This window comes from Herbaspirillum sp. AP02 (assembly GCF_015767275.1).
Taxonomy (GTDB): domain Bacteria; phylum Pseudomonadota; class Gammaproteobacteria; order Burkholderiales; family Burkholderiaceae_D; genus Herbaspirillum.
In genome coordinates, this window is the sequence record NZ_JADWMY010000008.1 from 90,195 (window position 1) to 113,488 (window position 23,294).

22 protein-coding genes are annotated in these 23,294 nt (G+C 64.0%); 7 read left to right on the top strand and 15 right to left on the bottom strand.

Features of this window, described 5'->3' with window-relative positions; translation table 11 throughout:
• The first annotated feature begins 76 nt into the window (after positions 1-76).
• Complete coding sequence (locus I5R65_RS16585; protein WP_180668954.1) at positions 77-1,261, top strand: O-antigen ligase; 1,185 nt, start codon at positions 77-79, stop codon at positions 1,259-1,261.
• A 25-nt stretch (positions 1,262-1,286) separates the two neighbouring features.
• Here the strand turns inward: I5R65_RS16585 and I5R65_RS16590 are convergent, their stop codons facing one another.
• The 14 genes from I5R65_RS16590 to I5R65_RS16655 all read right to left on the bottom strand — a co-directional run bounded on the left by I5R65_RS16590 (position 1,287) and on the right by I5R65_RS16655 (position 15,804).
• The gene (locus I5R65_RS16590; protein ID WP_180668955.1) at positions 1,287-2,330 is read right to left on the bottom strand and encodes a glycosyltransferase family 9 protein; all 1,044 of its coding nucleotides are present in this window, start codon (positions 2,328-2,330) and stop codon (positions 1,287-1,289) included.
• A 47-nt stretch (positions 2,331-2,377) separates the two neighbouring features.
• Positions 2,378-3,364 carry a glycosyltransferase family 8 protein gene (locus I5R65_RS16595; RefSeq protein WP_180668956.1) on the bottom strand — a complete coding sequence of 329 codons (987 nt, stop codon included), beginning with the start codon at positions 3,362-3,364 and terminating at the stop codon, positions 2,378-2,380.
• Positions 3,364-4,461, bottom strand: a complete 1,098-nt coding sequence (locus I5R65_RS16600; protein ID WP_180669094.1) for a glycosyltransferase family 9 protein — start codon at positions 4,459-4,461, stop codon at positions 3,364-3,366. Before I5R65_RS16600 ends, I5R65_RS16595 begins: the two co-directional genes overlap by 1 nt.
• Before the next feature lie 8 nt (positions 4,462-4,469).
• Entirely contained in the window at positions 4,470-6,212 is a 1,743-nt protein-coding gene (gene msbA, locus I5R65_RS16605) for a lipid A export permease/ATP-binding protein MsbA (RefSeq protein WP_180668957.1), read from the bottom strand.
• A gap of 46 nt (positions 6,213-6,258) precedes the next feature.
• A complete protein-coding gene (locus I5R65_RS16610) occupies positions 6,259-7,536 on the bottom strand; it encodes an O-antigen ligase (RefSeq protein WP_231395205.1) in 1,278 nt (425 codons plus the stop codon).
• 92 nt (positions 7,537-7,628) lie between these two features.
• A complete protein-coding gene (gene rng / locus I5R65_RS16615) occupies positions 7,629-9,092 on the bottom strand; it encodes a ribonuclease G (protein ID WP_180668958.1) in 1,464 nt (487 codons plus the stop codon).
• Complete coding sequence (locus I5R65_RS16620) at positions 9,089-9,703, bottom strand: nucleoside triphosphate pyrophosphatase (RefSeq protein WP_180668959.1); 615 nt, start codon at positions 9,701-9,703, stop codon at positions 9,089-9,091. Before I5R65_RS16620 ends, rng begins: the two co-directional genes overlap by 4 nt.
• Positions 9,704-9,759: 56 nt before the next feature.
• Complete coding sequence (gene rlmH / locus I5R65_RS16625; protein ID WP_180668960.1) at positions 9,760-10,230, bottom strand: 23S rRNA (pseudouridine(1915)-N(3))-methyltransferase RlmH; 471 nt, start codon at positions 10,228-10,230, stop codon at positions 9,760-9,762.
• A complete protein-coding gene (rsfS, locus tag I5R65_RS16630) occupies positions 10,230-11,060 on the bottom strand; it encodes a ribosome silencing factor (RefSeq protein ID WP_180668961.1) in 831 nt (276 codons plus the stop codon). The genes rlmH and rsfS overlap by 1 nt, the downstream gene beginning before the upstream one ends.
• Positions 11,060-11,728: a nicotinate-nucleotide adenylyltransferase gene (locus I5R65_RS16635; RefSeq protein WP_180668962.1), complete on the bottom strand. Its 669-nt coding sequence runs from the start codon at positions 11,726-11,728 to the stop codon at positions 11,060-11,062. The genes rsfS and I5R65_RS16635 overlap by 1 nt, the downstream gene beginning before the upstream one ends.
• Positions 11,728-12,648, bottom strand: a complete 921-nt coding sequence (hemF, locus tag I5R65_RS16640; protein ID WP_180668963.1) for an oxygen-dependent coproporphyrinogen oxidase — start codon at positions 12,646-12,648, stop codon at positions 11,728-11,730. The genes I5R65_RS16635 and hemF overlap by 1 nt, the downstream gene beginning before the upstream one ends.
• 133 nt (positions 12,649-12,781) lie before the next feature.
• The gene (locus I5R65_RS16645) at positions 12,782-13,612 is read right to left on the bottom strand and encodes a mechanosensitive ion channel family protein (RefSeq protein ID WP_102664426.1); all 831 of its coding nucleotides are present in this window, start codon (positions 13,610-13,612) and stop codon (positions 12,782-12,784) included.
• A gap of 155 nt (positions 13,613-13,767) precedes the next feature.
• Positions 13,768-15,036 (bottom strand): phosphoribosylamine--glycine ligase, encoded by a 1,269-nt coding sequence (gene purD, locus I5R65_RS16650; protein WP_180668964.1) that lies wholly within the window; start codon positions 15,034-15,036, stop codon positions 13,768-13,770.
• Positions 15,037-15,078: 42 nt separating this feature from the next.
• Positions 15,079-15,804, bottom strand: a complete 726-nt coding sequence (locus I5R65_RS16655) for a YebC/PmpR family DNA-binding transcriptional regulator (RefSeq protein WP_180668965.1) — start codon at positions 15,802-15,804, stop codon at positions 15,079-15,081.
• Between the two features lie 231 nt (positions 15,805-16,035).
• Between I5R65_RS16655 and I5R65_RS16660 the strand changes: the two genes are divergently transcribed.
• From I5R65_RS16660 to I5R65_RS16685, 6 genes are all read left to right on the top strand, one after another.
• Positions 16,036-17,706, top strand: coding sequence for a helicase HerA-like C-terminal domain-containing protein (locus tag I5R65_RS16660; RefSeq protein WP_180668966.1), 1,671 nt, complete (start codon positions 16,036-16,038; stop codon positions 17,704-17,706).
• Between the two features lie 58 nt (positions 17,707-17,764).
• Complete coding sequence (locus tag I5R65_RS16665) at positions 17,765-18,679, top strand: DMT family transporter (RefSeq protein WP_180668967.1); 915 nt, start codon at positions 17,765-17,767, stop codon at positions 18,677-18,679.
• Between the two features lie 70 nt (positions 18,680-18,749).
• Positions 18,750-19,724, top strand: a complete 975-nt coding sequence (locus tag I5R65_RS16670; RefSeq protein WP_180668968.1) for a quinone oxidoreductase — start codon at positions 18,750-18,752, stop codon at positions 19,722-19,724.
• A 36-nt stretch (positions 19,725-19,760) separates the two neighbouring features.
• A complete protein-coding gene (locus I5R65_RS16675; protein WP_180668969.1) occupies positions 19,761-19,931 on the top strand; it encodes a hypothetical protein in 171 nt (56 codons plus the stop codon).
• A gap of 167 nt (positions 19,932-20,098) precedes the next feature.
• On the top strand, positions 20,099-21,337 hold the full coding sequence (locus tag I5R65_RS16680; protein WP_180668970.1) for an ABC transporter substrate-binding protein: 1,239 nt from the start codon (positions 20,099-20,101) through the stop codon (positions 21,335-21,337).
• Between the two features lie 84 nt (positions 21,338-21,421).
• On the top strand, positions 21,422-22,360 hold the full coding sequence (locus tag I5R65_RS16685) for a DMT family transporter (protein ID WP_180668971.1): 939 nt from the start codon (positions 21,422-21,424) through the stop codon (positions 22,358-22,360).
• On the opposite strand, the gene I5R65_RS16690 is transcribed toward I5R65_RS16685, so the two are convergent.
• Positions 22,357-23,010 carry a DUF4136 domain-containing protein gene (locus I5R65_RS16690; RefSeq protein WP_180668972.1) on the bottom strand — a complete coding sequence of 218 codons (654 nt, stop codon included), beginning with the start codon at positions 23,008-23,010 and terminating at the stop codon, positions 22,357-22,359. The two genes, I5R65_RS16685 and I5R65_RS16690, sit on opposite strands and share 4 nt — an antisense overlap.
• Positions 23,011-23,294 lie beyond the last annotated feature (284 nt).

Here is a 23,294-nt window from a genome sequence, read left to right on the forward strand (position 1 = left end):
AAATACTATGCAGATTTCCTCGTGTCGGCTGCCGTCGCTCGCCGTCCTTCTGGCCTTTTCTTCCCTAGGCCTGGTGTTGCCCAACTTGTCCAATGCCAGCCTGTTTTTGCTGGTCTTCCTGGGCATCGTGACCCTGTTCGTCTATCGCCACCGGACGCCCGGGTGGCAAGCCCAACTGCCGTCGATGAAAGTGCTCTTCGTCGTCATGGCCTTGCCGGCCCTGGCGGTGCTGATCCATCAGGTAGGTGTGGGGCACTTCACTTTCCGTGACTATGACCGCCCATTGCGGCTGGCCTTCTTCGTGATGGTGTTCCTGGCGGTCTGGCGCGTGACCGATACGGCGTTGGACTGGTTGCCATGGGCCTGGATGCTGGCCTGCGTCCTGTGTTTCGCCAAGGCCTGGATGATCACCGATGGCGGCAGCCTGCCCAATTCCGGCAGCCTGGGTTTCATGGCAGGGATTGCGTTTTCGAATGCGGCGATGCTCATCGGAACCTGGCTGTTGCTGTCACTGCAACTGCCGATGTCGACCTTGCAGCGCTGCCTGCGCATCGTGGCCATCGTCCTGGCCCTGGGCGTGACCTTCATGGTCAAGACCCGCGGCACCTGGCTGGTGCTGCCGTTCTACGCCGTCTTCCTCATTTTGTATCTGAAGCAACTGAGCATGATGCGCAAGATGCTGATCCTGCTGCTGCCGCTGGTGCTGGTGGGTGTCGCCATGCTCTCCAGCGACATGGTGAAGCAACGCATCTACGATATCGGTGATGACATCCAGGCGTATTCTGATCGCAGCGACCGCGAAACTTCCGTGGGCCAGCGCCTGCAGATCTGGCTGGGCTCCTGGCAGCTCTATCGGGAGCATCCTGGATTCGGCGTGGGGCGGGAAGGATTCAAGCCGGAACTGCATCGCCTGGCCGACAGGGGGGAGATTTCCAACGCAGTGGCCGAGCTTCCGCACTCGCACAATGGCATGTTGTTCCAGATGGCGTTGTGGGGGACTGGTGGCCTGGTGGCCTGGGTGCTGACCTACCTCGTGCCGCTGGTGATGTTCTGGCGCGAACTGGGGCACGCCGACGTGAAGGTAAGGACCTACGCGGCCATGGGCGTGGCCCTGTGCCTGGGCTATTGGGTGTTCGACTTCACCGATGTGATGTTCTTCTGGGTGATCCTCAATGGCTTTTACACAATCAACCTGGCCATCTTCTTCTGCGCGATAGGGCGGTACAAACAGGCTTCGGCCGGCCTGCCCGCGAACGCCTAGCCGCGCTGGCCGGCCTGCCCGGCCGCTATTGCCTGTCTGTCGCCTGTCTGTCGGCGATCCAGCCCTGGACTACCTCCAGCACGCTCTGCACGCCGATGGCGCGCATGCAATCACAAGTCATGATGCGCAGCTTTTCGCAGCCCTGGCAGGACGGTTGATCGGTACACAAATTGCTGGCGCGCTTGCCCAGTGCCGCCCAGCGACCGGGGTGCATGGGACGGGTCGGCGGGAACAGGCCAAGGGTACGCTGACCGATCGCCGCCGACAGGTGCAGCGGACCGGTGCCGCTGGCGATCAGGCCATCGGCCTGGGAGATGAACTGCGTCAAGCGTGCCAGGCTCATACTGCCGCAGGTATTGACCACGTGCGGCAGGGTCAGCAAGGCGCCGGCATGCTGCTCTAGCCACTTTCCTTCGTCGGTGCTGCCGGTGAGCCAGATGCGCAGTCCGGGTTGCTGCTGCAGTGTCCGTGCCAGCTCCGTGTAGCGCTCCACTGGCCATTCGCGGCCGTGCCCGTTGGACTTGGTGTGCAGGATCAGGTTGAACGCGTGGGGCGCAAGCTCTGCCGCGATCCCGGCGTCGACCGGAATCGAAAAATGATAGCTGTTGGCAATCTCTTCGCGAGCCGGAATATGGCTGTCGCCATAGGGGCGCAGGAACTCGAAGTTGATCTGCGACTCGTGGTTCCCGGATAAGCCTTTGCTGAAGCGTACGCGATCATTGCAGTAGATTAGCTGGTATACCTTCTGGCGTGCATTACCGACCCGGTGCTTCACCCGCGCGAAGAAGGCAGCCTTGGCCAGATCGCGGTTGGGCTGGGCCAGGATCACGGTGTCGATATCGCTGGCACGCAGGAAACCATAGAGATTTTCGCCCACGCTTTCCTCTTCCACTACTTCATCGATATCGTCGCAATAACGCACCACATCGGCCGCATAGCGACGGCACAGCATGCTGATCTTGACCCCCGGATTGAGTTCCTTGAGACGCGCCGCCATCGGCAGGGTCAAGACGATGTCACCGATGTTGTCGGTGCGACTGATGAGGATGTGCTTGCTGGTGATCGGCATGGCAGGTACGAAAGTGAGTCTGTTCTTCTTGTGGGAGACGAGCTTGGTTAGCGGGCGCGGCGCTTGCGCAGATAGCGCACATACCACTTCAGGCTTTCCAGCGGGCGTCCCTGGCGATACATGAAGCGCGAATGCATGCGCATTTCCTTGGTATTGCGCGGTTCCTGGTCCAGCGACATGTCGGCCCAGGGTGAGATATCCAGGTAGCGCCGGAACAGGTCGCAGGCCTCGTGCCGGGTCCATGCCGCCCACGGTTTCACTGCGCCGGCAAAATGAACGAAGATGGCTTTGCCGACCGGCTTGAGCGCGAAGCGGTTGACGTTGAGGTCGTGAATCAGGTCGTACAAGTAATTCCATTTCGGCGACAGATTGCGCACCCTGCCATTCAACACGATATTGAAAGCATCCTGATCGGGGAAACGCATGTCGGTCTTGCTGTTGATCAAGGCGTCGAGGATCTTGGCGGTAATATCCTCCGCCTGCCATCGAAGAGTGTTGATGAATATCACGCCGCCATTGAAATATTCATTGTGTGCCAGCCCCAATGCTGCGACACGCCGCTTGAGTGTCACGGGGGCATCCGGTATCACCGCTGCGATGTCGCCGGAAATATCCATATCCACCAGTTCATCCAGGCGGTTGAAGCACAGGATGTCCGCATCCAGGTACAGCACGCGGTCGGTCACCTGGGCCAGCACGGTGGGGATCACCAGGCGCGTGAAGATCGACAGCGAGTAATGCGAATGTCCCAGGAAATGCGAGAACTGCGTGAACGCCTTAAGGTCCACCAAATGCAGTTCGGTCTTCACGCGGTACATCGATTCCAGTTGTTTCAGGCGCCGCTGATGGTCATCCGACACCTCGAAAGCCAGCACGTGGAAGGTGAAATGCTGTCCCGGATTGTTGGCGACGATGGAGGCGATGGTGCCACCCATGGCGCGGAAATAATTGTTGTCCACGCAGAAGGCGATGTGGAACGAGGGCTTGCCATTGTCGGGCTGCGCCTGGATGTCTGCTTGGCTGGGGACGTTCATCAGATGGCTTTCATGACTTGTTCGACGCTGACCGCCTTGACCCAGTCGCGGCGGCCCGGTGCGGTGATGACGATACTGTGGGCGCGGTCGACCGGTACCCATTCCGGATTCTTCTGTCGCATCAGTGCAATCACCGGCACGCGCACTGCATTGGCCAGGTGCATCACGGCCGTCTCCACCGAGATGATCAGGTCGCATTCGGCCAGCATGGCCGGCAACTGGAAGAAGTTCTCTTCCGCGCTGAAAATCTCGGTGCGCTGCAACTGGTAGCGGCCGATCACCTCGCGTGCATGAGCCAGTTCCTGCGGTACTGCGTTGACGATGAAGCAGGCATCCTGCCAGCCCTCGCGCCCCTGCATGGCCTGGATCAGCGCAGCCACCTGCTCCAGCGGCCAGCAGCGTTTCTTGGTCTTGGCGTAGGGATTGATGAACACCAGCTTGCCGCTACGTGCGGCGAATTGCCAGCGCACCAGTTGCTCCTGCGCATACTGGTGCCATTGCAGCGGAATGTCCACGAACGGGAACCGTGCCTCGTCCTTGACCTCCAGGCCGCTCAATTGACGGAACCAGAAGGCATACACATCGCTGATGTGGTGTTCCGGATCGGTGCTGCGGTAAGCCGGCACCTCGGCATCCAGCTGGCGGTAGGCCAGCAGGTGATGCGGCTGGAAGAGCGAGACCTTCTTGCGCATGCCGACCACCCATCCTTGCGGGCTGATCTCGCGTGCCAGAGCGGCATACAGGTGCGGGCGCAGCGTCGCCAGAGACACCACGATGGGATAGTTCTCGCCACGTGCCTCCGCGATAGAGGCGCGGTACAGATCTGGACTGTAGGTGCGGGTGTAGACCTTGTCGAAGAAGGGGCAGGCGGCAGTCCAGTCGTAGAGCGAATACTTCTTCAGATGCGGCCACTGGTCGGCATCGGCGGTGCGGCGCACTTCGTCGACCCACAGGTGGACCTTCAGATGCGGATTTTGCGCGGCGAAGGCCTTGAAGAAATTCTGCAGGTAAGTGAAGTCGCCCAGCGCCAGGTGGGCGATGAAGAGGATCTTGTCCGATTTCTTCAGCAGTTCGGGGGGGATCAGGCAGTTTTGCATGGGCATGCTCAGACGGAGGCTTCCTGTTGCTGGGAGAACTGCAGACGGTACAGGTTGGCGTAGACCCCCTCCTTCTGCAGCAAGGCCTGGTGATTGCCGACTTCGACGATCTGTCCGTGCGACAGCACCACGATGCGGTCAGCGCGTTCGATGGTCGAGAGGCGGTGGGCGATGACGAAGGTGGTGCGGCCCTGCATCAGCCGATCCAGCGCAGCCTGCACGGCGCGTTCGGATTCGGTATCCAGCGCGGAAGTGGCTTCGTCCAGGATCAGGATGGGGGCATCCTTGTAGATGGCGCGAGCGATGGCCACACGCTGACGCTGTCCGCCGGACAGGCGCGAGCCGTTATCGCCGATGCGCGTCTGCAGGCCTTCCGGCAGCCCTGCAACGACGTCGTTGAGGTGTGCCGCCTCGACGGCTGCGGCCACGCGCGCTGCATCTGGTCTTGCATCGCCGTACGCGATATTGGCGGCCAGGGTGTCATCGAAGAGCACCGTGTTCTGGTTCACCATCGCGATCTGCTGGCGCAGGCTGGGCAGGGAGATGGTCTCGATGGGACGGCCATCGAGCAGGATTTCGCCCGAGGTGCTGGAATAGAACCCGGGGATGAGGCTGACCAGGGTTGATTTGCCACCGCCGGACATGCCCACGAAGGCGATGGTCTCGCCAGCGTCGACCTGCAGGTTGAGGTTCTTCAGCGCCAGTTGCTCGTGGCCGGGGTAGGCGAAGCTGACATCGACAAAGTCCAGCTTGCCGGTGGCGCGCGCGGTCAATGGCTGGCCGGTCGTGCGTTCGGTGGTCTTGTCGATCAGGTTATAGACTTCTTCGGCCGCGGCCATGCCGCGTTGCAGCGGGCCGTTGATTTCGGCCAGTTGCTTCAACGGTGCCAGCAGCATCAGCATGGCGGTGATGAAGGAGACGAAACCGCCCACGGTGATCTGGCCGTTGCCGGACTGGATCAGGGCCATCACGATGACGATGGCCACCGCGGTGGCGGTCATGAGCTGGGTGATAGGAACGGTGGAGGCAAAGGCAGCCGTCATGCGCATGGTATAGCTGCGCAGGTTCTCGGCGCGACGATGGAAGCGCTCCTTCTCGTAGTCCTGGCCACCAAATATCTTGATGACCTGCTGGGCGCGGGTGGTTTCCTCGATGACCTGGGTCATCTCGGCGTTGACGTTGAGCGAATCGCGGTTGAGTTTCTTGAGACGCTTGCCGGTGGTGCGCACCACGATGGTTACCAGCGGCAGCAGGACCAGGGTGACGATGGTCAGCACCCAGTTCAGGTACAGCAGCCAGGCCAGCAGGCCGAGCACGGTCAGTGCCGAACGCAGGATGGAGGTGAAGACCTTGGTGACCATGTCGATGATCTGCTGCACTTCAAACATCATCGAATTGATCACTTTGCCTACCGTGTTGGTGGCATAGAACTGCACCGGCAGGTCCAGCATGCGGGCGAACATCTGGCGGCGCAGTTCGTTGAGGATGCGGGTGGACACCCAGGTCATCATGTAAGAACTGGTAAAGGTGGCGATGCCGCGGATGAAGAAGATGCCGATCACCGCCGCCGGCACCAGCCAGAGCGAGAAGGTCGGCTTGCCCACGAAGCCCTTGTCCAGCAGCACCTGGAAGATATAGGGCACCACCGGCTCGGTGGCGGCGGTGACGATCATGGCGATGAACGCCACGGCCAGCCGCCTCTTGTAGGGCAAGTGCAGGGCAGCCAGGCGTTTCATGTTATAGGACAGCATCGGGAGAATCCTTGCTTGCAGGTCGTGCAGTAACGAAAAAGTGAGATTATGCCGTGTTCGCCGGGCCAGCAGGCTGTTGCCGTGCCAAGGACCACAAGATGACGGCCAGGAAGGCGAACATCATCACGCCATTATTGTGTGTCAGGAAAGCCTGGGTCAGCCCGAAGGCCAGGTAACTCAGCATGAGCATCATGCCGGCGCCGGCGGCCATGCGGGCATCGATGGTCATGCCACGGGCCGCCCGCTCGGCAAACAGGCGCAATGGCAGCAGGTACAGCACCAACACGGCCAGCAAGCCGGGAATGCCATGCTTGACCAGGGCATCCAGGTATTCATTGTGGAGGTGGGTATGCTCTGCCACCGAGGCCGACGCCAGGCCTTCTTCGACCATGCGCTGCTTGCTCTGCATCATGCCTCCCTTGCCAGATCCCAGCAGCAGGTGCTGTGGCGCCAGGTATAGGCCCACGCGCAGCATCTCCAGGCGCGCGCCCACCGAGGACTGGGCCTCGGCGTGTCGCAGGTAATCGCCGGCCTCGCTCACGGCCTGCCGGTAGCGGTCGGTCAGCGGCGAATGCGGTAGCAGCGCCAGTGCCGCCAGTACGATCAGAGCAAGCGCGGCTGGCTTGAGCAGGCGCCGGGCCTGGCCGGCGCGTATCAGCAAGTAGGCCGCCAGTACCACGCAGAAGGGCAGGGCCAGCCAGCTGCCCCGGCTGCCGCTGAGCAGCGTGGCGACCAGGGCCATCAGCACGCCGGTGGCATGCAAGAGTTTCCAGCGCAGTCCGTGGCCCAGCGCCAGCGCACGCGCCAGGCCATAGGCCGAGAGTACCGCCAGCAGCACGCTGATGTTGCCGTACTGAATCGGATTGGTACTGCCACCGGGCCGGTCCAGATCCAGGGCCGCCCATTGCCAGAGACTCAACAGCCCGGCACCGATGGCGCCTATTGCCGCACCTGACCAAAGCGCCAGCGGCCTGGGCGGGAAAGCGCACAGCAACAGCAACGCCGGGATCGCCAGCAGGAAGCGCAGGGGAGCATCGTATTCCCGCCCCGGCGCGTGATGCACCAGGTTCAGGATCACATGCAACAGGAAATAGAAGCCCAGGGCGGCGATGAACAGATAATCCGGTGCCGCCAAGCGCGGGCGCCGCGAGGTGGGGCGCAACAGTACCGACGCACCCAGCACCAGCATCCCCGCACCCAGGGAAAAGCCACTTGCGATGACCAGCGAAATTGCCGACAGCAGGAAGACAGCCAGTGAGGTATAGGTGGGCATGGAAAGCGAAAGAACGCGCAGGCGGGCCGCGAAGTGCGCATTGTAATCCATGCGCCGCAGGCACCGCCTTGCGCCGGGGCCGGTTCCCATCAAATCTGCGCGATGCGGTGCGCCCGGCTTTGCCGGGCAATACGGGGGAGGGATCACATCAAAATGATGTCGTACTGTTCCTGCTGATAATCACTCTGGACCTGCAGCGAAACCGGCTTGCCGATGAAGTCGCCCAGCATGGCCAGGTGCTGCGACTCTTCTTCCAGGAACATGTCCACCACCACCTGCGAGGCCAGGATGCGGAATTCGCGGGGGTTGAACTGCTTGGCCTCGCGCATGACTTCGCGCAGGATTTCATAGCACACCGTGCGCGGCGTCTTGACCTGGCCACGGCCCTTGCAGGCCGGGCAGGTTTCGCACAGGATATGGGCCAGCGATTCGCGGGTGCGCTTGCGCGTCATTTCCACCAGGCCCAGCGTGGAGAATCCCGACACCGAGATCTTGGTGCGGTCGCGCTGCAGGGCCTTGCCCAGTTCGGCCAGCACCGCCTGGCGGTGCTCCGTACTCTCCATGTCGATGAAGTCCAGGATGATGATGCCGCCCAGATTGCGCAGCCGCAGCTGGCGCGCGATGGCGTGCGCCGCCTCCAGGTTGGTCTTGAAGATGGTGTCGTCAAAGTTGCGACCATTGACGAAGCTGCCAGTGTTGACGTCGATGGTGGTCATCGCCTCGGTCTGGTCGACGATCAGGTAGCCACCCGACTTCAGGTCCACCCGACGTCCCAGGGCGCGTTCGATTTCCTCTTCCACACCATACAGGTCGAACAGCGGGCGCTCGCCGCGATAGTGCATCAGCTTGGGCAGTACCGAAGGGGTATAGATGGCACCGAACTCCTGCAGCATGTGGAAGTTCTCGCGCGAATCGACCTGGATGGTGGCGGTCTGGTCGGACACGAAGTCGCGCAGCACGCGCTGGGCCAGCGACAGGTCCTGGTGCAGCAGCGTGGGCGCCGGCTTGGTCTTGGCCTGCTTGATGATGGTGGCCCAGGTGGTGCGCAGGTATTCGACGTCCATCTGCAGGTCGGCGTCGGAGGCATCTTCGGCCATGGTGCGGATGATGAAGCCGCCTTTTTCCTCGGCCGGCAGCAGGGCTTGCACCTTGCTGCGCAAGAGCTCGCGCTCGGCTTCGTTCTCGATGCGTTGCGAAATGCCGATGTGCTTGTCCTGCGGCAGGTAGACCAGCATGCGCCCGGCAATGGAGATCTGCGTGGACAGCCGTGCACCCTTGGTGCCGATCGGGTCCTTGATCACCTGCACCGTGATGCTCTGACCGTCGTGCAGCAGTTTCTCGATGGGAATGGCAGGCGCGTTCTGGCCGTCATGCGGACGGGCTTCCCAGATGTCGGCCACGTGCAGGAAGGCGGCGCGCTCCAGGCCGATGTCGATGAAGGCCGATTGCATGCCCGGCAGCACCCGCACCACCTTGCCCAGGTAGATGTTGCCGGCCAGGCCGCGCGAGAGGGTGCGCTCAATGTGCAACTCCTGCACGGCGCCTTGCAGGATCAGCGCAACCCGCGTCTCCTGCGGCGTGATGTTGATGAGGATGTCTTCGCTCATAGGATTCGAACGCCCGCTTGTTGTAGTAGTTGAGCCGTCTCGAATAGCGGCAGCCCCATGATACCGGAATGGCTACCCACGATATTGCTGATGAACACCGATGCCAGGCCCTGGATGCCGTAAGCACCTGCCTTGTCATAGGGTTCGACGGTATTGCAGTAGGCGGCAATGGCCTCGTTGGTCAGCGGCGCAAAACTGACGTCGGATTGCTGCACGATCTGCCAGACCTCGGTTTCCACGCCCAGCGTCACGCCCACGGCCACGCTGGTCAAGACCTGGTGCGTGCGACCGGAGAGCAGGGTGATTATGCGCACCGCGTCGTCATGGTCGGCCGGCTTGCCCAGGATCAGGTCGTCCACCACCACGGTGGTGTCGGCCGAGAGCAGGGGACGGTGTGGTAACTGGCGCAGGATCATGGTCTGCTGCGCGCTGTCGAGCTTGGCGCGGGTGACGCGGGCGACGTAGTCCAGCGGAGCTTCCCCGGGCAATACGCTTTCGTCGACTTCCTTGTCCGAGAGCATCAGTTCGAAATCGATGCCGATCTGGCGCAGCAGCTCGCGGCGGCGCGGGCTTTTCGAGGCGAGGTAGATTTTGTGGTCCGCTTGTTTCATTGAGCCATGCATGTCAAGAGCCGGTACCGGAGAGGCGAGGCCGGCGGTGGACGGGTTCAGGCGCGGTGGTACGGGTGGTTCTGCGTAATCGACCACGCGCGGTACAGTTGCTCGGCCAGCAGCACGCGCACCATGCCATGTGGCAAGGTCATGCTGGAGATGCGGATGAGCGTGTCCGCGCCGGCCTTGAAGCCGGGATCGAGACCATCGGCACCGCCGATGACGAAGGCCACGTCACGGCCATCCTGCTGCCACTGGACCAGTTGCTGCGACAACTGCATCGAAGTCCAGTCGCGCCCGCGCTCGTCCAGCGCGATCACGCGCGCACCCTTGGGCAGCGCGGCTTCGATCTTTTCGCGTTCCTGTGCCATGACAGTCTCGGCGGTGCGGCTGCCGGAGCGTTCGACGGGTTTGATTTCCTTCAGGATGATCCGGCATTCCGGTGGCATGCGCTTGGCATACTCCTGGAAGCCGGTCTCGATCCACGCCGGCATCTTGTGGCCGACGGCTGCGATCACCAGCTGCATCAAGCCTTGCTGGTGCGCTTGGCGGCCGGCTTCTTGGTGGTCTCGCTCTTGGCGGGCGCCACACGCACGGTCTTGCCGGTCGGGGTCTTGGGGGCAGCAGTCCTGCTGCGGGTGGTCGCGGCCTTGGGCGCGGCGGTCTTGCTGCCGGCGGCGGTGCGGGTGCCGGTAGTCTTGGCCGCGGTGGTCTTGGTGCCGGTGGTACGCGTGGTCTTGGTCGCGGTGGTCTTGGCGGCCGTCGTCTTGGCGCCGGTGGTTTTGGCACCCGTGGTACGTGTGGTGCGGGTGGTGCCAGCGGCAGCGCGGGTACCGGTGGTGGTGGTGGTCGACGTGGCGCGTGGCTTGCGGGCCGGCTTCTTCGCTGCGTCGTCGTCGTCCAGCGCCTGGCTGGCCTCGACCGCTTCGGCCTGGGCGCGGGTACGGCGGATCTTGGGGGCTGGTTCGTCGTCGGCAGCAGCACGCTTGGCCGAGGCCGAGGTGCCGGTGCGCTTGGCTGCGCCCAGCTTCACTTCCTTGTCGCCCCAGATTTCTTCCAGACGGTAGTAGGTACGGATGGCCGGCTGCATGATGTGCACGATCATGTCACCCAGGTCGACCAGCACCCATTCGCCGGTATCTTCGCCTTCGACGCTGATGACGTGGCCGCCCTTGGCCTTGACCTTGTCGCGCACCGAGGCGGCCAGCGCCTTGGTCTGACGGTTCGAGGTGCCGGAGGCGATCGCCACGCGGTCGAACAAGCTGGTCAGGTGGGTGGTGTCATAGATGCGGATTTCTTGCGCCTTGACGTCTTCCAGAGCGTCCACGACCAGGGTTTGCAGTTTTTTGATGTCCATTATTGAGTTCGGTACAGATGTTGTTGTTCGATATAGTCTAGCACCCTGCCCGGAATCAGCGAATCGGGTCGGATGCCGCGTTGCAGCTGGGCACGGATTTCAGTCGACGAGATATCGACCGCCAGCCCGAGGGCCAGGTAGCCGTATCCGTGCGTGGTGCTGCGGATCTCTTGCGGCGCAGCGTTGCGCCGCTTGAATTCTTCCCTCACGGCCGGCGGCACGTGGGCGTCGGCCAGCTCGAAGCCGGGCCGGGAGGCGGCGCACAGGTGCGCCAGCTCAAACAGTTCCTGCCAGTGCTGCCAGGTGTCCAGGTGCTGCAGCTGGTCGGCGCCCATCAGGAACACGATGGACACCTCCGGCCCCAGTTCGGCACGCAGGGCGCGCAGGGTGTCGATGGTATAGGTCGCGCTGGCGCGGCGGATTTCCTGCTCATCGATGACCACCGGCACCTGCTGGCGGTCGAAGGCCAGGCGCACCATCTCCATCCGGTCGGCCGGCGCGGCTTGCAGACCGTGCTTCTGCCACGGGTTGCCGGTGGGAATGACGCGCAATTCGTCCGGATGCAGCAGGTCCACGAAGTGCTCGGCCAGCTTGACATGCCCATTGTGGACAGGATCGAAGCTGCCGCCAAGCACGGCAATGCAGCGCTGCGCCGCGGGCGGCGCCATTACAGCCATTCCTTGTGGACCAGGAAGTCCGAATAGAGTGCGGCCTCCGGGCTGCCGGCTTCCGGATGCCAGTCATAGCGCCATTTCACCAGCGGTGGCATGGACATCAGGATGGATTCGGTGCGGCCTCCCGACTGCAGCCCGAACAGGGTGCCACGGTCGAAGACCAGGTTGAACTCCACGTAGCGTCCGCGACGATAGGCCTGGAAGTCACGCTCGCGCTCGCCATAGGGCGTCTCGCGGCGAGCCGCCACGATGGGCAGGTAGGCATCCAGGAAGGCATCCCCCACGCTGCGCTGCATGGCAAAGGCCTGCTCGAAGGGCAGGGCGTTGAAATCGTCGAAGAAGATGCCGCCCACGCCGCGGGGCTCCTTGCGGTGCTTCAGGTAGAAATAGTCATCGCACCAGGTCTTGAAGCGCGGGTACAGATCTTCGCCATACGGCTGCAGCGCATCGCGACAGGTGCGGTGGAAATGGCGGGCGTCGTCCTCGACACCGTAGTAGGGCGTCAGGTCCATGCCACCGCCGAACCACCAGACCGCTTCCTCCCCCTCCACATGGGTGGTGAAGAAACGTACGTTCATATGCACCGTCGGAATATAGGGATTGCGCGGATGCAGTACCAGCGACACCCCCATGGCTTCCCAGGCACGACCTGCCAGCTGCGGGCGGTTGGCGGCCGCCGATGGAGGCAGGTTCTTGCCCATCACGTGCGAGAAGCCCACGCCGCCGCGCTCCAGCAGGTTTCCTTCCTCCAGCAGGCGCGAAGTGCCACCGCCGCCCTCAGGGCGTTCCCACGAATCCGACAGGAAGGCCTTGCCATCGGCCGCTTCCAGGGCCGCGACGATGCGCTGTTGCAGGTCTTGCAGGTAGGCCTTGACGGCGGCGGTGTGGGTGGAGGCGTTGGAATGGGTGGTCACGGCGGGTCGCTCTGGTGCACGGTTACTGGGCGGAAATGCGTTCCAACCCGCGATTGTACCTTGCCCGCCCCTTCGTGGGGCGGCAAAAGCCGGTCCGTCAGGCGCTACGGACCAGCGGTGTGGGGCGTTAGCCTCAGGTTTGCGGCGGTTGCGCCAGCGGCACGGCCACCTGGTAGGTGGCAGGTGCCGGCCAGCCTTCCTTCAGGCAGACTTCGGCGATGGCATTCTGCACATCGGTATAGACCTGGCCGAAATTGGGTGTCGGGGCATGTACGCGCAGGGCGATCAGGGTGCCGGTGGCGTTGAATTCCTGGATCACGATGCCCGGCGCCGGCGTCTGCAGCACATTGGGAATGGCCTTGATGCGTTCGGTCAGCTTGGCGATGGCCACCTGCGGATCGACGCTGTAGGCAATCTGGCAACGCAGGTCGGTGCGGCGCGTGGCATTGACGTTGTAGTTGATGATGTTTTCCGAGAACAGCTTGTTGTTGCCGATGATCACGCGCAGGTTGTTGTCGGTGGTGATGATGGTGGTCACCAGGCCGATGTCGGAAACCGTGCCGGTCTGGCCGGCAGCGGTGATGTAGTCGCCCACCTTGAACGGGCGCAGCACCACCAGGAAGATGCCGGCGGCGAAGTTCGACAGCAGGCCCGACCAGGCCACGCCCAGTGCCACGCCGACCGCGCCGATCATGGCGGCAAAGGAGGTGGTGGGAATGCCGCACACTTCCAGGATGCCCATCACCAGCAGCACGCGCAGGATCACGTGCATGGCCGAGCTGGCATAGTTGATCAGGGTGGTTTCGAACTGGCGCGCGGTCAGCACCCGGCGCACCACCTTGGACAGGGTGTTGATGAACATGCCGCCGATGATCCAGATGGCAATGGCGGCAATCACCTTCAGGCCGAACGGCACCAGGTAGAGGTTGATGAGAGTGTCGAAGTTGAGCAGGTGTTCAGGCATCGGGGCTTCCTTTTCTTCGGTTGTGGCGTGTCGTGCTTAGTTCGCCGGCATGGTTTTTTGTTGCAGTGGGCAGGCAGGTCGCATGAAGCATAAAGCGACTGTCCCCCGCAACACGCCGGGCGTTGCGGGGGACAGTGGGGCGTACTGCGGTTGGCTTAGCGCTTCAGGGCGCGCCAGCCGATATCACGGCGCATCTGCGAGCCGGCGAAGTGGATCAGGTCGGCGGCATCGTAGGCGTGCTTCTGCGCCACCTTCACGCTGTCACCCAGGCCCACCACGCACAGCACGCGGCCGCCCGAGGTGGTCAGCTTGTCGCCGGTCAAGGTGGTGCCGGCGTGGAAGGTCACGCAATCGACGGTTTCGGCCGGGATGTCGGTGATCAGGTCACCACGGCGCGGTTCGTCCGGATAGCCATGGGCGGCCATGACCACGCCCAGTGCGGTGCGGCGGTCCCACTCCAGCTCGACCTTGTCCAGGGTGCCGGTCACAGCGTGTTCGAACACGGTCAGCAGATCGGTCTTCAGGCGCGCCATGATGGGCTGGGTTTCCGGGTCGCCCATGCGGCAGTTGAATTCCAGCGTCTTGGGGTTGCCTTCGGCGTCGATCATCAGGCCGGCATACAGGAAGCCGGAGAAGGGGATGCCATCCCTGGCCATGCCCTGCACGGTCGGCACGATGATTTCGCGCATCACGCGGGCATGCAGCGCCGGAGTGACGATGGGGGCCGGGGAGTAGGCACCCATGCCGCCGGTGTTGGGGCCCTGGTCGTGGTCCTGCAGGCGCTTGTGGTCCTGGCTGGTGGCCAGCGGCAGGATGTTCTTGCCGTCCACCATGACGATGAAGGAAGCCTCCTCGCCGGCCAGGAATTCCTCGATCACCACGCGTGCACCGGCGTCGCCCAGCTTGTTGTCGGAGAGCATCATGTCCACCGCCGAATGCGCTTCTTCCAGTGTCATGGCGACCACCACGCCCTTGCCGGCGGCCAGGCCGTCGGCCTTGATGACGATGGGGGCGCCCTTGGCGGCGATGTATTCATGCGCGGCCGCCACTTCCGAGAAGGTCTGGTACTCGGCGGTGGGAATGGCATGGCGCTGCATGAAGGCCTTGGCGAAGTCCTTGGAGCTTTCCAGTTGCGCTGCTTCCTTGGTAGGGCCGAAGATCTTCAGGCCGCGGGCGCGGAAGACGTTGACGATGCCAGCCGCCAGCGGGCCTTCCGGGCCGACCACGGTCAGCGCCACGTGTTCCTGCTCGACGAAGTCGGCCAGGGCCACCGGATCGGTGATGGCGATGTTCTGCAGGCGCTCGTCGAGCGCGGTGCCGCCGTTGCCGGGAGCGACATAGACCGTCTGGATGCGCGGCGACTTGGCAATGGCCCAGGCCAGTGCATGTTCACGGCCACCGGAGCCAACAACTAGGATTTTCATGGGATAGGGAGGTAAAAGTGGCGAATGGGCAAAATGGACGAATTATTCTTCGATCACGGCGTTGGTATAGAGCTCCTGGGTATCGTCCAGGTTCTCCAGCGCATCCAGCAATTTCTGCATCCTGAGGCCGTCGTCGCCCGCGAACACGGTTTCGGTGGCGGGCTTCATGGTGATCTCGGCGACTTCGGCCTTGAAGCCGGCTGCTTCCATGGCGGCCTTGACGGCACCGAAGTCATTGGGCGCGGTCAGCACCTCGATGCCGCCTTCCTCGTCGGTGATCACGTCTTCGGCGCCGGCTTCCAGCGCGGCTTCCATGATGGCGTTCTCGTCGGTGCCGGGGGCGTACATCAACTGGCCGCAGTGCTTGAACAGGAAGGCCACCGAGCCTTCAGTTCCCATGTTGCCGCCGAACTTGGAGAAGGCGTGGCGCACTTCGGCCACGGTGCGCACGCGGTTATCGGTCATGCAATCGACGATGATGGCCGCGCCGTTGATGCCGTAGCCCTCGTAGCGCACTTCCTCGTAGTTCACGCCGTCCAGGGCGCCGGTGCCGCGCTGGATGGCGCGCGTCACGTTGTCCTTGGGCATGTTGGCGTCGGAGGCGCGGTCCACCGCCAGGCGCAGGCGCGGGTTGACGTCCGGGTCGCCGCCGCCCATGCGGGCCGCCACGGTGATTTCCTTGATCAGGCGGGTCCAGACGCGACCGCGCTTTTCGTCCTGACGGCCTTTACGATGCTGAATATTGGCCCATTTGCTGTGTCCAGCCATGTTGAATCTTCCTGCGAGATGGTGAGGGCAGAACCGTCCCTGTGCGGCAATCCGGGGTGATCCGGGCGCGCTGCGGCTAGGCCGGCAGGCGCGGGCGACGAATCGGCGCAGAGGGGAACCAGGTTCGGACAGGACCGATAATGCTTTCCTGCCGCCATGTTCTGACTATAATCGGGCGGGCATTTTACCATACCGCCTCCCCGTGATTTTTGCCTTCGAAGCCGAGTTGACATGATTAATCCCCTTCCCATCGCCACCCATTCCGGCGGGCAACTGTGCCTGTTGCCGCAACTGGCCAACCGCCATGGCTGCATCACCGGCGCCACCGGCACCGGCAAGACGGTGACCCTGCAAGTACTGGCGCAGGCGCTGTCCGATATCGGCGTGCCGGTCTTCATGGCCGACGTCAAGGGCGACCTGTCCGGTCTGGGCAAGGCCGGCAGCCCCTCGGCCAAGACTGCCGCGCGCCTGGCCCAACTGGGTCTGCCTGAACCTGCCTGGGCCGCAGCTCCCGTCGCCTTCTGGGATGTCTACGGAGAAAAGGGGCACCCGGTGCGTGCCACCATCTCCGACATGGGGCCGCTGATGCTGGCCCGCATGCTCAACCTGAACGACACCCAGCAGGGCGTGCTGCAACTGGTGTTCAAGATCGCCGATGACCATGGCCTGCTGCTGCTCGACACCAAGGACCTGCGCGCCATGCTGCAGCACGTGGGCGAGAACGCGGCGCAGTTCAAGACCGAATACGGCAACATCTCGGCCGCCAGCGTGGGCGCCATCCAGCGCGGCCTGATCGCCATCGACGAGCAGGGCGGCGACCAGTTCTTCGGCGAACCGATGCTCAACATCGAGGACTGGATGCAGACCGATGCCCAGGGGCGCGGCATCATCAACATCCTGGCCGCCGATCGCCTGATGAACGCGCCGCGCCTGTATTCCACCTTCCTGCTGTGGATGCTCTCGGAGCTGTTCGAACACCTGCCCGAAGTGGGCGACCTGGATCAGCCCAAGATGGCCTTCTTCTTCGACGAAGCCCACCTGCTCTTCGACGAAGCCCCCAAGCCGCTGCTGCAGAAGATCGAACAGGTGGTGCGCCTGATCCGTTCCAAGGGCGTGGGTGTCTACTTCGTCACGCAGAACCCGCTGGACATCCCCGACACCGTGCTGGGCCAGCTCGGCAACCGCGTGCAGCACGCCCTGCGCGCCTATACCCCGCGTGACCAGAAGGCCGTCACGGCGGCAGCCGAGACCTTCCGTCCCAATCCCATGCTCAATACCGCCAAGGCCATCACCGAGCTGGGCGTGGGTGAGGCGCTGGTGTCCTTCCTCGATGAAAAGGGCCGGCCCAACGTGGTCGAGCGCGGCTATGTGCTGACCCCGGCTTCGCAGATCGGCCCGGTCACCGATGACGAGCGCCGGGCGCTGATCGCGTCGTCGCTGGTGGCCGGCGTCTATGAACAGGTGATCGACCGCGAATCGGCCTATGAGCGCCTTAAGGGCCGCGCCGTGCAGCAACCGCAAGCCGCGCCGCAAGCCTCGCCCCAAACAGCCCCTGCTCCAGCCGCGCCGGTGGACGACAACGCCTGGGGTGCATCAGCCGGCCGCAGCGCGCCATCGCCGACGACGGCGTCGCGTCCCGCCGGGGGAGCCCGCATGTCGCCCCGCCAGCCACAGCCGCAGCCACAGCAGCAACCGGCCCCGCAACAGAACGACGGCGGCGGCCTGGGCGATCTGTTGAAGGATGCCGCCGGCGGCATCTTCGGTAATGGCGGCGGTGGCGGTAATCGCCGCAGCGATTCCCCCCTGCAGGCCATGGTCAAGTCGGCCGCCCGCAGCATCGGTTCGCAGGTCGGTCGCGAGCTCATTCGCGGCGTACTGGGTTCGCTGATGAAGAAGCGCTGATCCGCCCGCGCCCGATCGTCCCCGGCGGAGGGCGGGCGCAGGCATTACAATCGCGGCCATGACTGCCGCCACTTCCCATTCCACGCCGCGCCAGGTTTTCCTGGGCGGTCTCTTGCTCGCCATCGTCGGCGCCATCTTCTTTTCCGCCAAGGCCATCGTGGCCAAGCTGATGTACCGCTACCACGTCGATGCGGTCATGGTGATCACGCTGCGCATGCTCTTTTCCTTCCCCATGTTCGCCGCCGTGGCAGTCTGGAAGGCGCGCACCCAGCCGCCGCTGGCACGGGCCGATTACCTGCGCATCGTGGTGCTGGGGCTGATGGGCTATTACCTGTCGAGCTTCCTCGACTTCCTCGGTCTGCAATACATTTCCGCCGGGCTGGAACGGCTGATTCTCTTCCTCACGCCGTCCTTCGTGATGCTGATCGCCTTTTTCTTCTTCAAGCGCAAGGTCGGCTGGATCGAATGGGCCGCCTTGCTGGTGTCCTATTTCGGCACCGTGCTGGTATTGCAGCATGATCTGCACACTGGCGGCAGCGACGTCATCCTCGGCAGCGCCCTGGTGCTGGGTTCGGCCTTCAGCTATTCGATCTACCTGATTTCCTCCGGCGAACTGGTGCGCCGGGTTGGCGCCATGCGGCTGGTGGCCTATGCCATGTGCGTCTCCAGCGTGGCCTGCGTGATCCAGTTCTTCATCTTGCGGGCGCCAGCAGACTTGGTCACGCAGGTGGCGCCGGTGTACCAGCTTTCACTTTTCAATGCCGTGTTCTGCACCGTACTGCCGGTGTTCCTGACGATGGTGGCGGTGGCCCGCATCGGTGCGCCCACGGCCGCGCAGGCCGGGCTGGTCGGGCCGGTGTCCACGCTCTTCATGGGCGCGGCCCTGCTGGACGAGCCCATCACCGGTATCCAGCTGGTCGGCACCGCGCTGGTGCTGGCCGGCATGTGGCTGCTGTCGCGCAAGAAGCGCTGAGGCGTTCTATACTGGCCGGCCAGAACTGAATTTTCAGTCATACCGCTTACCGAAAAACAAGGAGACCCAGATGGCAAAAGCAATCCGTATCAGCAAGACCGGCGGCCCCGAGGTGATGGAATACGTCGACGTCGACGTCGGTCAGCCCGGGCCGGGCGAGGTCCGCATCCGCCACGCCGCCGTCGGCCTGAACTTCATCGATTGCTATTTCCGCTCCGGTCTCTATCCGCAACCGCTGCCTGCCGGCCTGGGCCAGGAGGGCGCCGGTACCATTGAAGAACTGGGCGCCGGCGTCACCGGGTTCCAGGTCGGTGACCGCGTGGCCTATGCCGGTCGCCCCAACGGCGCCTACGCGGAAGAGCGCGTGATGCCGGCCGATATCCTGGTCAAGCTGCCCGATGCGATCAGCTTTGACACCGCCGCCGCCATGATGCTGCAAGGCATGACCGTGCAATACCTGATGCGCCAGACCTATGCGCTGCAGCCCGGCGACACCATCCTGTTCCACGCCGCCGCCGGCGGCATCGGCCTGATCGCCTGCCAGTGGGCGCGCGCCCTGGGCGTGAACCTGATCGGCACCGTCAGCAGCGACGAGAAGGCGGCCCTGGCCAAGCAGCACGGGGCGGCCCATGTGATCAACTACAAGACCGAGAACTTCGTCGAACGCGTCAAGGACATCACTGGCGGGCGTGGCGTGCAGGTGGTCTATGACTCCATCGGCAAGGACACCTTCACCGGCTCGCTGGATTGCCTGCGTCCGCGCGGCATGATGGTCAGTTTCGGCAACGCCTCCGGGCCGGTGGCGCCGTTCGGGGTGTCCGAACTGGCCTCGCGCGGCTCGCTGTTCCTGACCCGACCTTCGCTGGGCAACTACACCTCCACCCGCGCCGAACTGGACGCCACCGCCGGCGACCTGTTCGACATGGTCCAGGGCAACAAGATCAGCATCGAGATCAACCAGCGCTATGCCCTGAAGGACGTGGCCCAGGCGCATGCTGACCTGGAGGGGCGCAAGACCACCGGCTCCACCATTCTGATCCCCTGATCATCTGCCCCGCCATTTCACCGACCAGGAGCCGCCATGGACCAGCCCCGCCACGATCCCGGCAGCCGCAATCCCATGGATCATCCGCCCGAGCAGGATAGCGGTGCCGACGGCTCGCCGAAGTTCGGGCGGCTGTTGGCGGTGCTGATCTGTGCGGTACTGCTGATCGTCATCATCACGTTTGCCAGCGAAGCCTACTTTTCTTAGCGAACTCGAAATTCTTCGGTGTGAATCTCGCAAGATATCCATAAATCACATCAACTATGCGCTGATAGCGCATTTCCTCCCTTCTTGATCGTCAAATGCAGCCTCTGCGCCTGCGCGAATATTCGCGCAGGCGCCGTCAGGGGCGAACTTTTGGACGGGAGTGGGAGATGGGATGGAAATGGCTCCGGGGCCGATACAGCGGCGTACCCGGCTATCCGTGGCGAATCTGGGGCCTGGCCCTGTTCCTGTGCGCAGCTGCGGAGGCGGCTGCGCCGGCCGATATCGGCGGCAGCGCAATCGCCCGGGCCAGCGCACTCACCAGCGCGCATGGCGTTCCCGGGGTCAGCCCGACCGAGATCATCCTCGGCCAGTCGGCGCCGTTTTCCGGTCCGGCCGGTGAGCTCGGACGCGACTTCCAGGAAGGGGCGCAAAGCTATTTCGCCCGGGTCAATGCGCGTGGCGGCGTCTACGGCCGTCGCGTCAGGCTGCTGAGCCTGGACGATCGCTACGAACCCGAGCGGGCGCTGGCCAATACCCAGCAACTGATCTGGCGCGACAAGGTGTTCGCCCTGTTCGGCTACTCCGGTACGCCCACGGTCCTGGCGGCGCTGCCGGTCATCCGTGAGGCCGGCATACCGCTGTTTGCGCCATTGTCTGGCTCGCCGGTGCTACGCCAGCCCTTCAATCGCCTGCTTTTCCACATACGGGCCAGCTACGTCCAGGAGACCGAATTCCTGCTGCGCCAGCTGAAGAGTACCGGTCGCCGCCGTGTGGCGGTGTTCTACCAGAACGACGAACTCGGCAAGGGCCTGCTGGAGATCCTGCGCCAGCGCGTACCGCTCTACGGGCTCACTCTGGTGGGCAGCGCCGGCATCGAACGCAACAGCGATGCCGTGGCTGAGGCTGCCGCCGAACTGGCCCGGACGCGTCCCGATGTGGTGATCCAGGTGGTGTCCTACCAGCCGGCGGCGGCGATGGTCAACCGCATGCGCGCAGGCGGCTACCTGGGCGGGTTCTCCCACTACTCCTTCGTCGGCAGCACCTCATTGTCGGCGCGCCTGAAACATGCCGGCGTCGGTGCCGAGGTTACCCAGGTGGTCCCCTTTCCCAACAAGGCCCGCCTGCGCATCGTCTACGAATACCAGCGGGCCATGGCCCATACGCCTGGAATTGACTGCAACTTCACTGGCCTGGAAGGCTACATCGCCGCCCGCGCCCTGGTGGAAGGCCTGCGCCGCGCCGGCCCCGGGCTCACCCGCGAAGGCCTGATCCGGGCGCTGGAGAGCATCACCCCGGCCAACTACGATGGCGGCGGCTTCAGCCTGCATTTCACCCCGACCGACCACAGTGGTTCGGATTTCGTCGACCTCACCGCCATTGGCGCCGGCGGACGCTTCATCAACTAGCCCGCGCCCGGCCCGGGGCGCGTTTGCGCTACACTGCAGCCTTCGGCCGAACCGGCCTTGCCCCATCCGCCTCAAGGATCTGCCGTGACTGCTAGCCGCTACGCCACGCTTGCCGCTGCTCCGTATTCGGGTGTGGCCCTGATCGCCGCCTGCTCGGCCGGCTTCCTGTGGGGGACCGGCGCCCTGGTGGTCAATATCCTGATTGCCCGCTACGGCTTTGCTCCGGGCGATATCTCGTTCTGGCGCTTCGCGGTCGGCGCGATCTTCCTGTGCCTGATCTTCGGCCCCCGCATCCACCTGCCCACCTTGCGTACCTTGCTCCTGCCGGTGGTGCTGGCCGGCGCCACCATGGCCGGTTACGTGCTGTGCTGGTTCCTCGGTATCGAACGCATCGGCGCGGCGATTCCGACCCTGATTGCGCTCTGCCTGCCACCGGTCTTTTCTACCCTGATCGCGCTGGTACGCGGCCAGGAGCGCCTGGATCTGTCACTGGCGGTGATCCTGAGCGCCGCCCTGGGCGGCACCGTACTGATCGTCGCCCGCCATGGCGGGGTGGGGGAGGCCGGCCAGGCTGACCTCATCATCGGCCTGCTGTGCTCGGTGGCCTCGGCGCTGCTCTACACCGGCTTCACGCTGGTCAGCGGGCGTCTGTCGTCGGCCCTGGGAGCGGGTCAGGCGGCCACCTGCCTGACCGTGGTGGCCGCGCTCGTGATGGGCCTGACGACCTTGGCGCACCCCCTGCAGTGGCCGGCCGGCATTCCGCCACAGGCCTGGTTCCTGTATCTTGGCGTGGTCACGGCGGCGCTGGCCTTGCTGGTCTTCAGCTGGGGCGCGGCGCGGCTCACGCCCACTGCCTTGACGGTGGCCACCCTGATCGAACCGCTGACCGCGGTCGTGCTCTCCGCGCTGCTGCTGGGCGAGCGACTGGGCGCCAGCCAGTGGGCCGGCGGCGTGCTGCTGCTGCTGAGCATCTGGGGACTGGGGCGGCGGCTGTCGCGTCCCACCCCTTCAGAGCAAACTTAGTCGACCGGCTGCCCGTCCTTGTCCACCTTGATGCGGATGCGGCGCGTCACGCCGCTGGGACCGGGGAAGTCTTCGAAGGCCGAGCGCACCATGTAGGGCATGGCTGCCGCCAGGCCGGCGCGACTACCTTCGCTGTCCACCACCACGTCGAACAGTTTCTTGCCATCGGCCACGTTGCTGATGCCGATCTGCAGCCGCCGCAGGAAGACCGGATAGCTAGTGGTCTGGATGGGGCCGCCATACCAGAACGGATCATAGAATGGACCATAGGGACCATAGAAGCCGAACGGCCGTGGCCCGAATCGCCCCCAGCCCGGTGCCGGGCCGTAGAAGAAGGGATCGTAGGCCGGCCGGCTGACCACCACCTGCTCGGTATTCATGCCGTAGCTGAAGCTGACGTTGAGCTGGGCCTGTTTCGGTTGGGCCGCTTCGGTAAAGCCCAGGAACTGCAGTTCCTGGCGGATCAGGCCGGCGTAGTTCTGGTATTCCAGGTCGTTTTCCTGCGCCGGGGTGGGCGCGAAGGCATAGGCCTTGTCATTGTCGGCCGGGGACCAGGCGTGGAAAGTGGTGACATTGCTCTCGATCACCGAGGCGCAGCCGGACAGCAGCAGGCTGGTCGCTGCGAAGATGGTATAAAGCCAGCGTTTCATGAAGATACTCCAGTCGAAAAGGCCAGGCGCCGGGCGGATGGCTGGGCTTTTTGCGGACCAAGGATCAAGGGCCGCGGGGAAGCAGTAGGACAAGGGGCCAGGGCTTTCTATCCCGGCCGTTTCCCGTGCAGCGCTGCCCCATCCTGGGGCGTGCGCTACGGCCGCTATTGTAGTGCCGCCGCGCTGCCGTGGCGAACCATGACCGCCACCGGCGGTCTTTCACCGGACGCCCCCCGATTTTCAAGCCGTTTTCAGCCCGATACCATCCGCGTGGTGCGGGATGA

Excerpts from the sequence above, each read along its gene's own strand:
- I5R65_RS16590 (WP_180668955.1), bottom strand. The coding sequence starts at position 2,330 with ATGCCGATCACCAGCAAGCACATCCTCATCAGTCGCACCGACAACATC.
- I5R65_RS16595 (WP_180668956.1), bottom strand. The coding sequence starts at position 3,364 with ATGAACGTCCCCAGCCAAGCAGACATCCAGGCGCAGCCCGACAATGGC.
- I5R65_RS16600 (WP_180669094.1), bottom strand. The coding sequence starts at position 4,461 with ATGCAAAACTGCCTGATCCCCCCCGAACTGCTGAAGAAATCGGACAAG.
- msbA (WP_180668957.1), bottom strand. The coding sequence starts at position 6,212 with ATGCTGTCCTATAACATGAAACGCCTGGCTGCCCTGCACTTGCCCTAC.
- I5R65_RS16610 (WP_231395205.1), bottom strand. The coding sequence starts at position 7,536 with ATGGATTACAATGCGCACTTCGCGGCCCGCCTGCGCGTTCTTTCGCTT.
- rng (WP_180668958.1), bottom strand. The coding sequence starts at position 9,092 with ATGAGCGAAGACATCCTCATCAACATCACGCCGCAGGAGACGCGGGTT.
- I5R65_RS16620 (WP_180668959.1), bottom strand. The coding sequence starts at position 9,703 with ATGAAACAAGCGGACCACAAAATCTACCTCGCCTCGAAAAGCCCGCGC.
- rlmH (WP_180668960.1), bottom strand. The coding sequence starts at position 10,230 with ATGCAGCTGGTGATCGCAGCCGTCGGCCACAAGATGCCGGCGTGGATC.
- rsfS (WP_180668961.1), bottom strand. The coding sequence starts at position 11,060 with ATGGACATCAAAAAACTGCAAACCCTGGTCGTGGACGCTCTGGAAGAC.
- I5R65_RS16635 (WP_180668962.1), bottom strand. The coding sequence starts at position 11,728 with ATGGCGCCGCCCGCGGCGCAGCGCTGCATTGCCGTGCTTGGCGGCAGC.
- I5R65_RS16645 (WP_102664426.1), bottom strand. The coding sequence starts at position 13,612 with ATGCCTGAACACCTGCTCAACTTCGACACTCTCATCAACCTCTACCTG.
- purD (WP_180668964.1), bottom strand. The coding sequence starts at position 15,036 with ATGAAAATCCTAGTTGTTGGCTCCGGTGGCCGTGAACATGCACTGGCC.
- I5R65_RS16655 (WP_180668965.1), bottom strand. The coding sequence starts at position 15,804 with ATGGCTGGACACAGCAAATGGGCCAATATTCAGCATCGTAAAGGCCGT.
- I5R65_RS16660 (WP_180668966.1), top strand. The coding sequence starts at position 16,036 with ATGATTAATCCCCTTCCCATCGCCACCCATTCCGGCGGGCAACTGTGC.
- I5R65_RS16665 (WP_180668967.1), top strand. The coding sequence starts at position 17,765 with ATGACTGCCGCCACTTCCCATTCCACGCCGCGCCAGGTTTTCCTGGGC.
- I5R65_RS16670 (WP_180668968.1), top strand. The coding sequence starts at position 18,750 with ATGGCAAAAGCAATCCGTATCAGCAAGACCGGCGGCCCCGAGGTGATG.
- I5R65_RS16675 (WP_180668969.1), top strand. The coding sequence starts at position 19,761 with ATGGACCAGCCCCGCCACGATCCCGGCAGCCGCAATCCCATGGATCAT.
- I5R65_RS16680 (WP_180668970.1), top strand. The coding sequence starts at position 20,099 with ATGGGATGGAAATGGCTCCGGGGCCGATACAGCGGCGTACCCGGCTAT.
- I5R65_RS16690 (WP_180668972.1), bottom strand. The coding sequence starts at position 23,010 with ATGAAACGCTGGCTTTATACCATCTTCGCAGCGACCAGCCTGCTGCTG.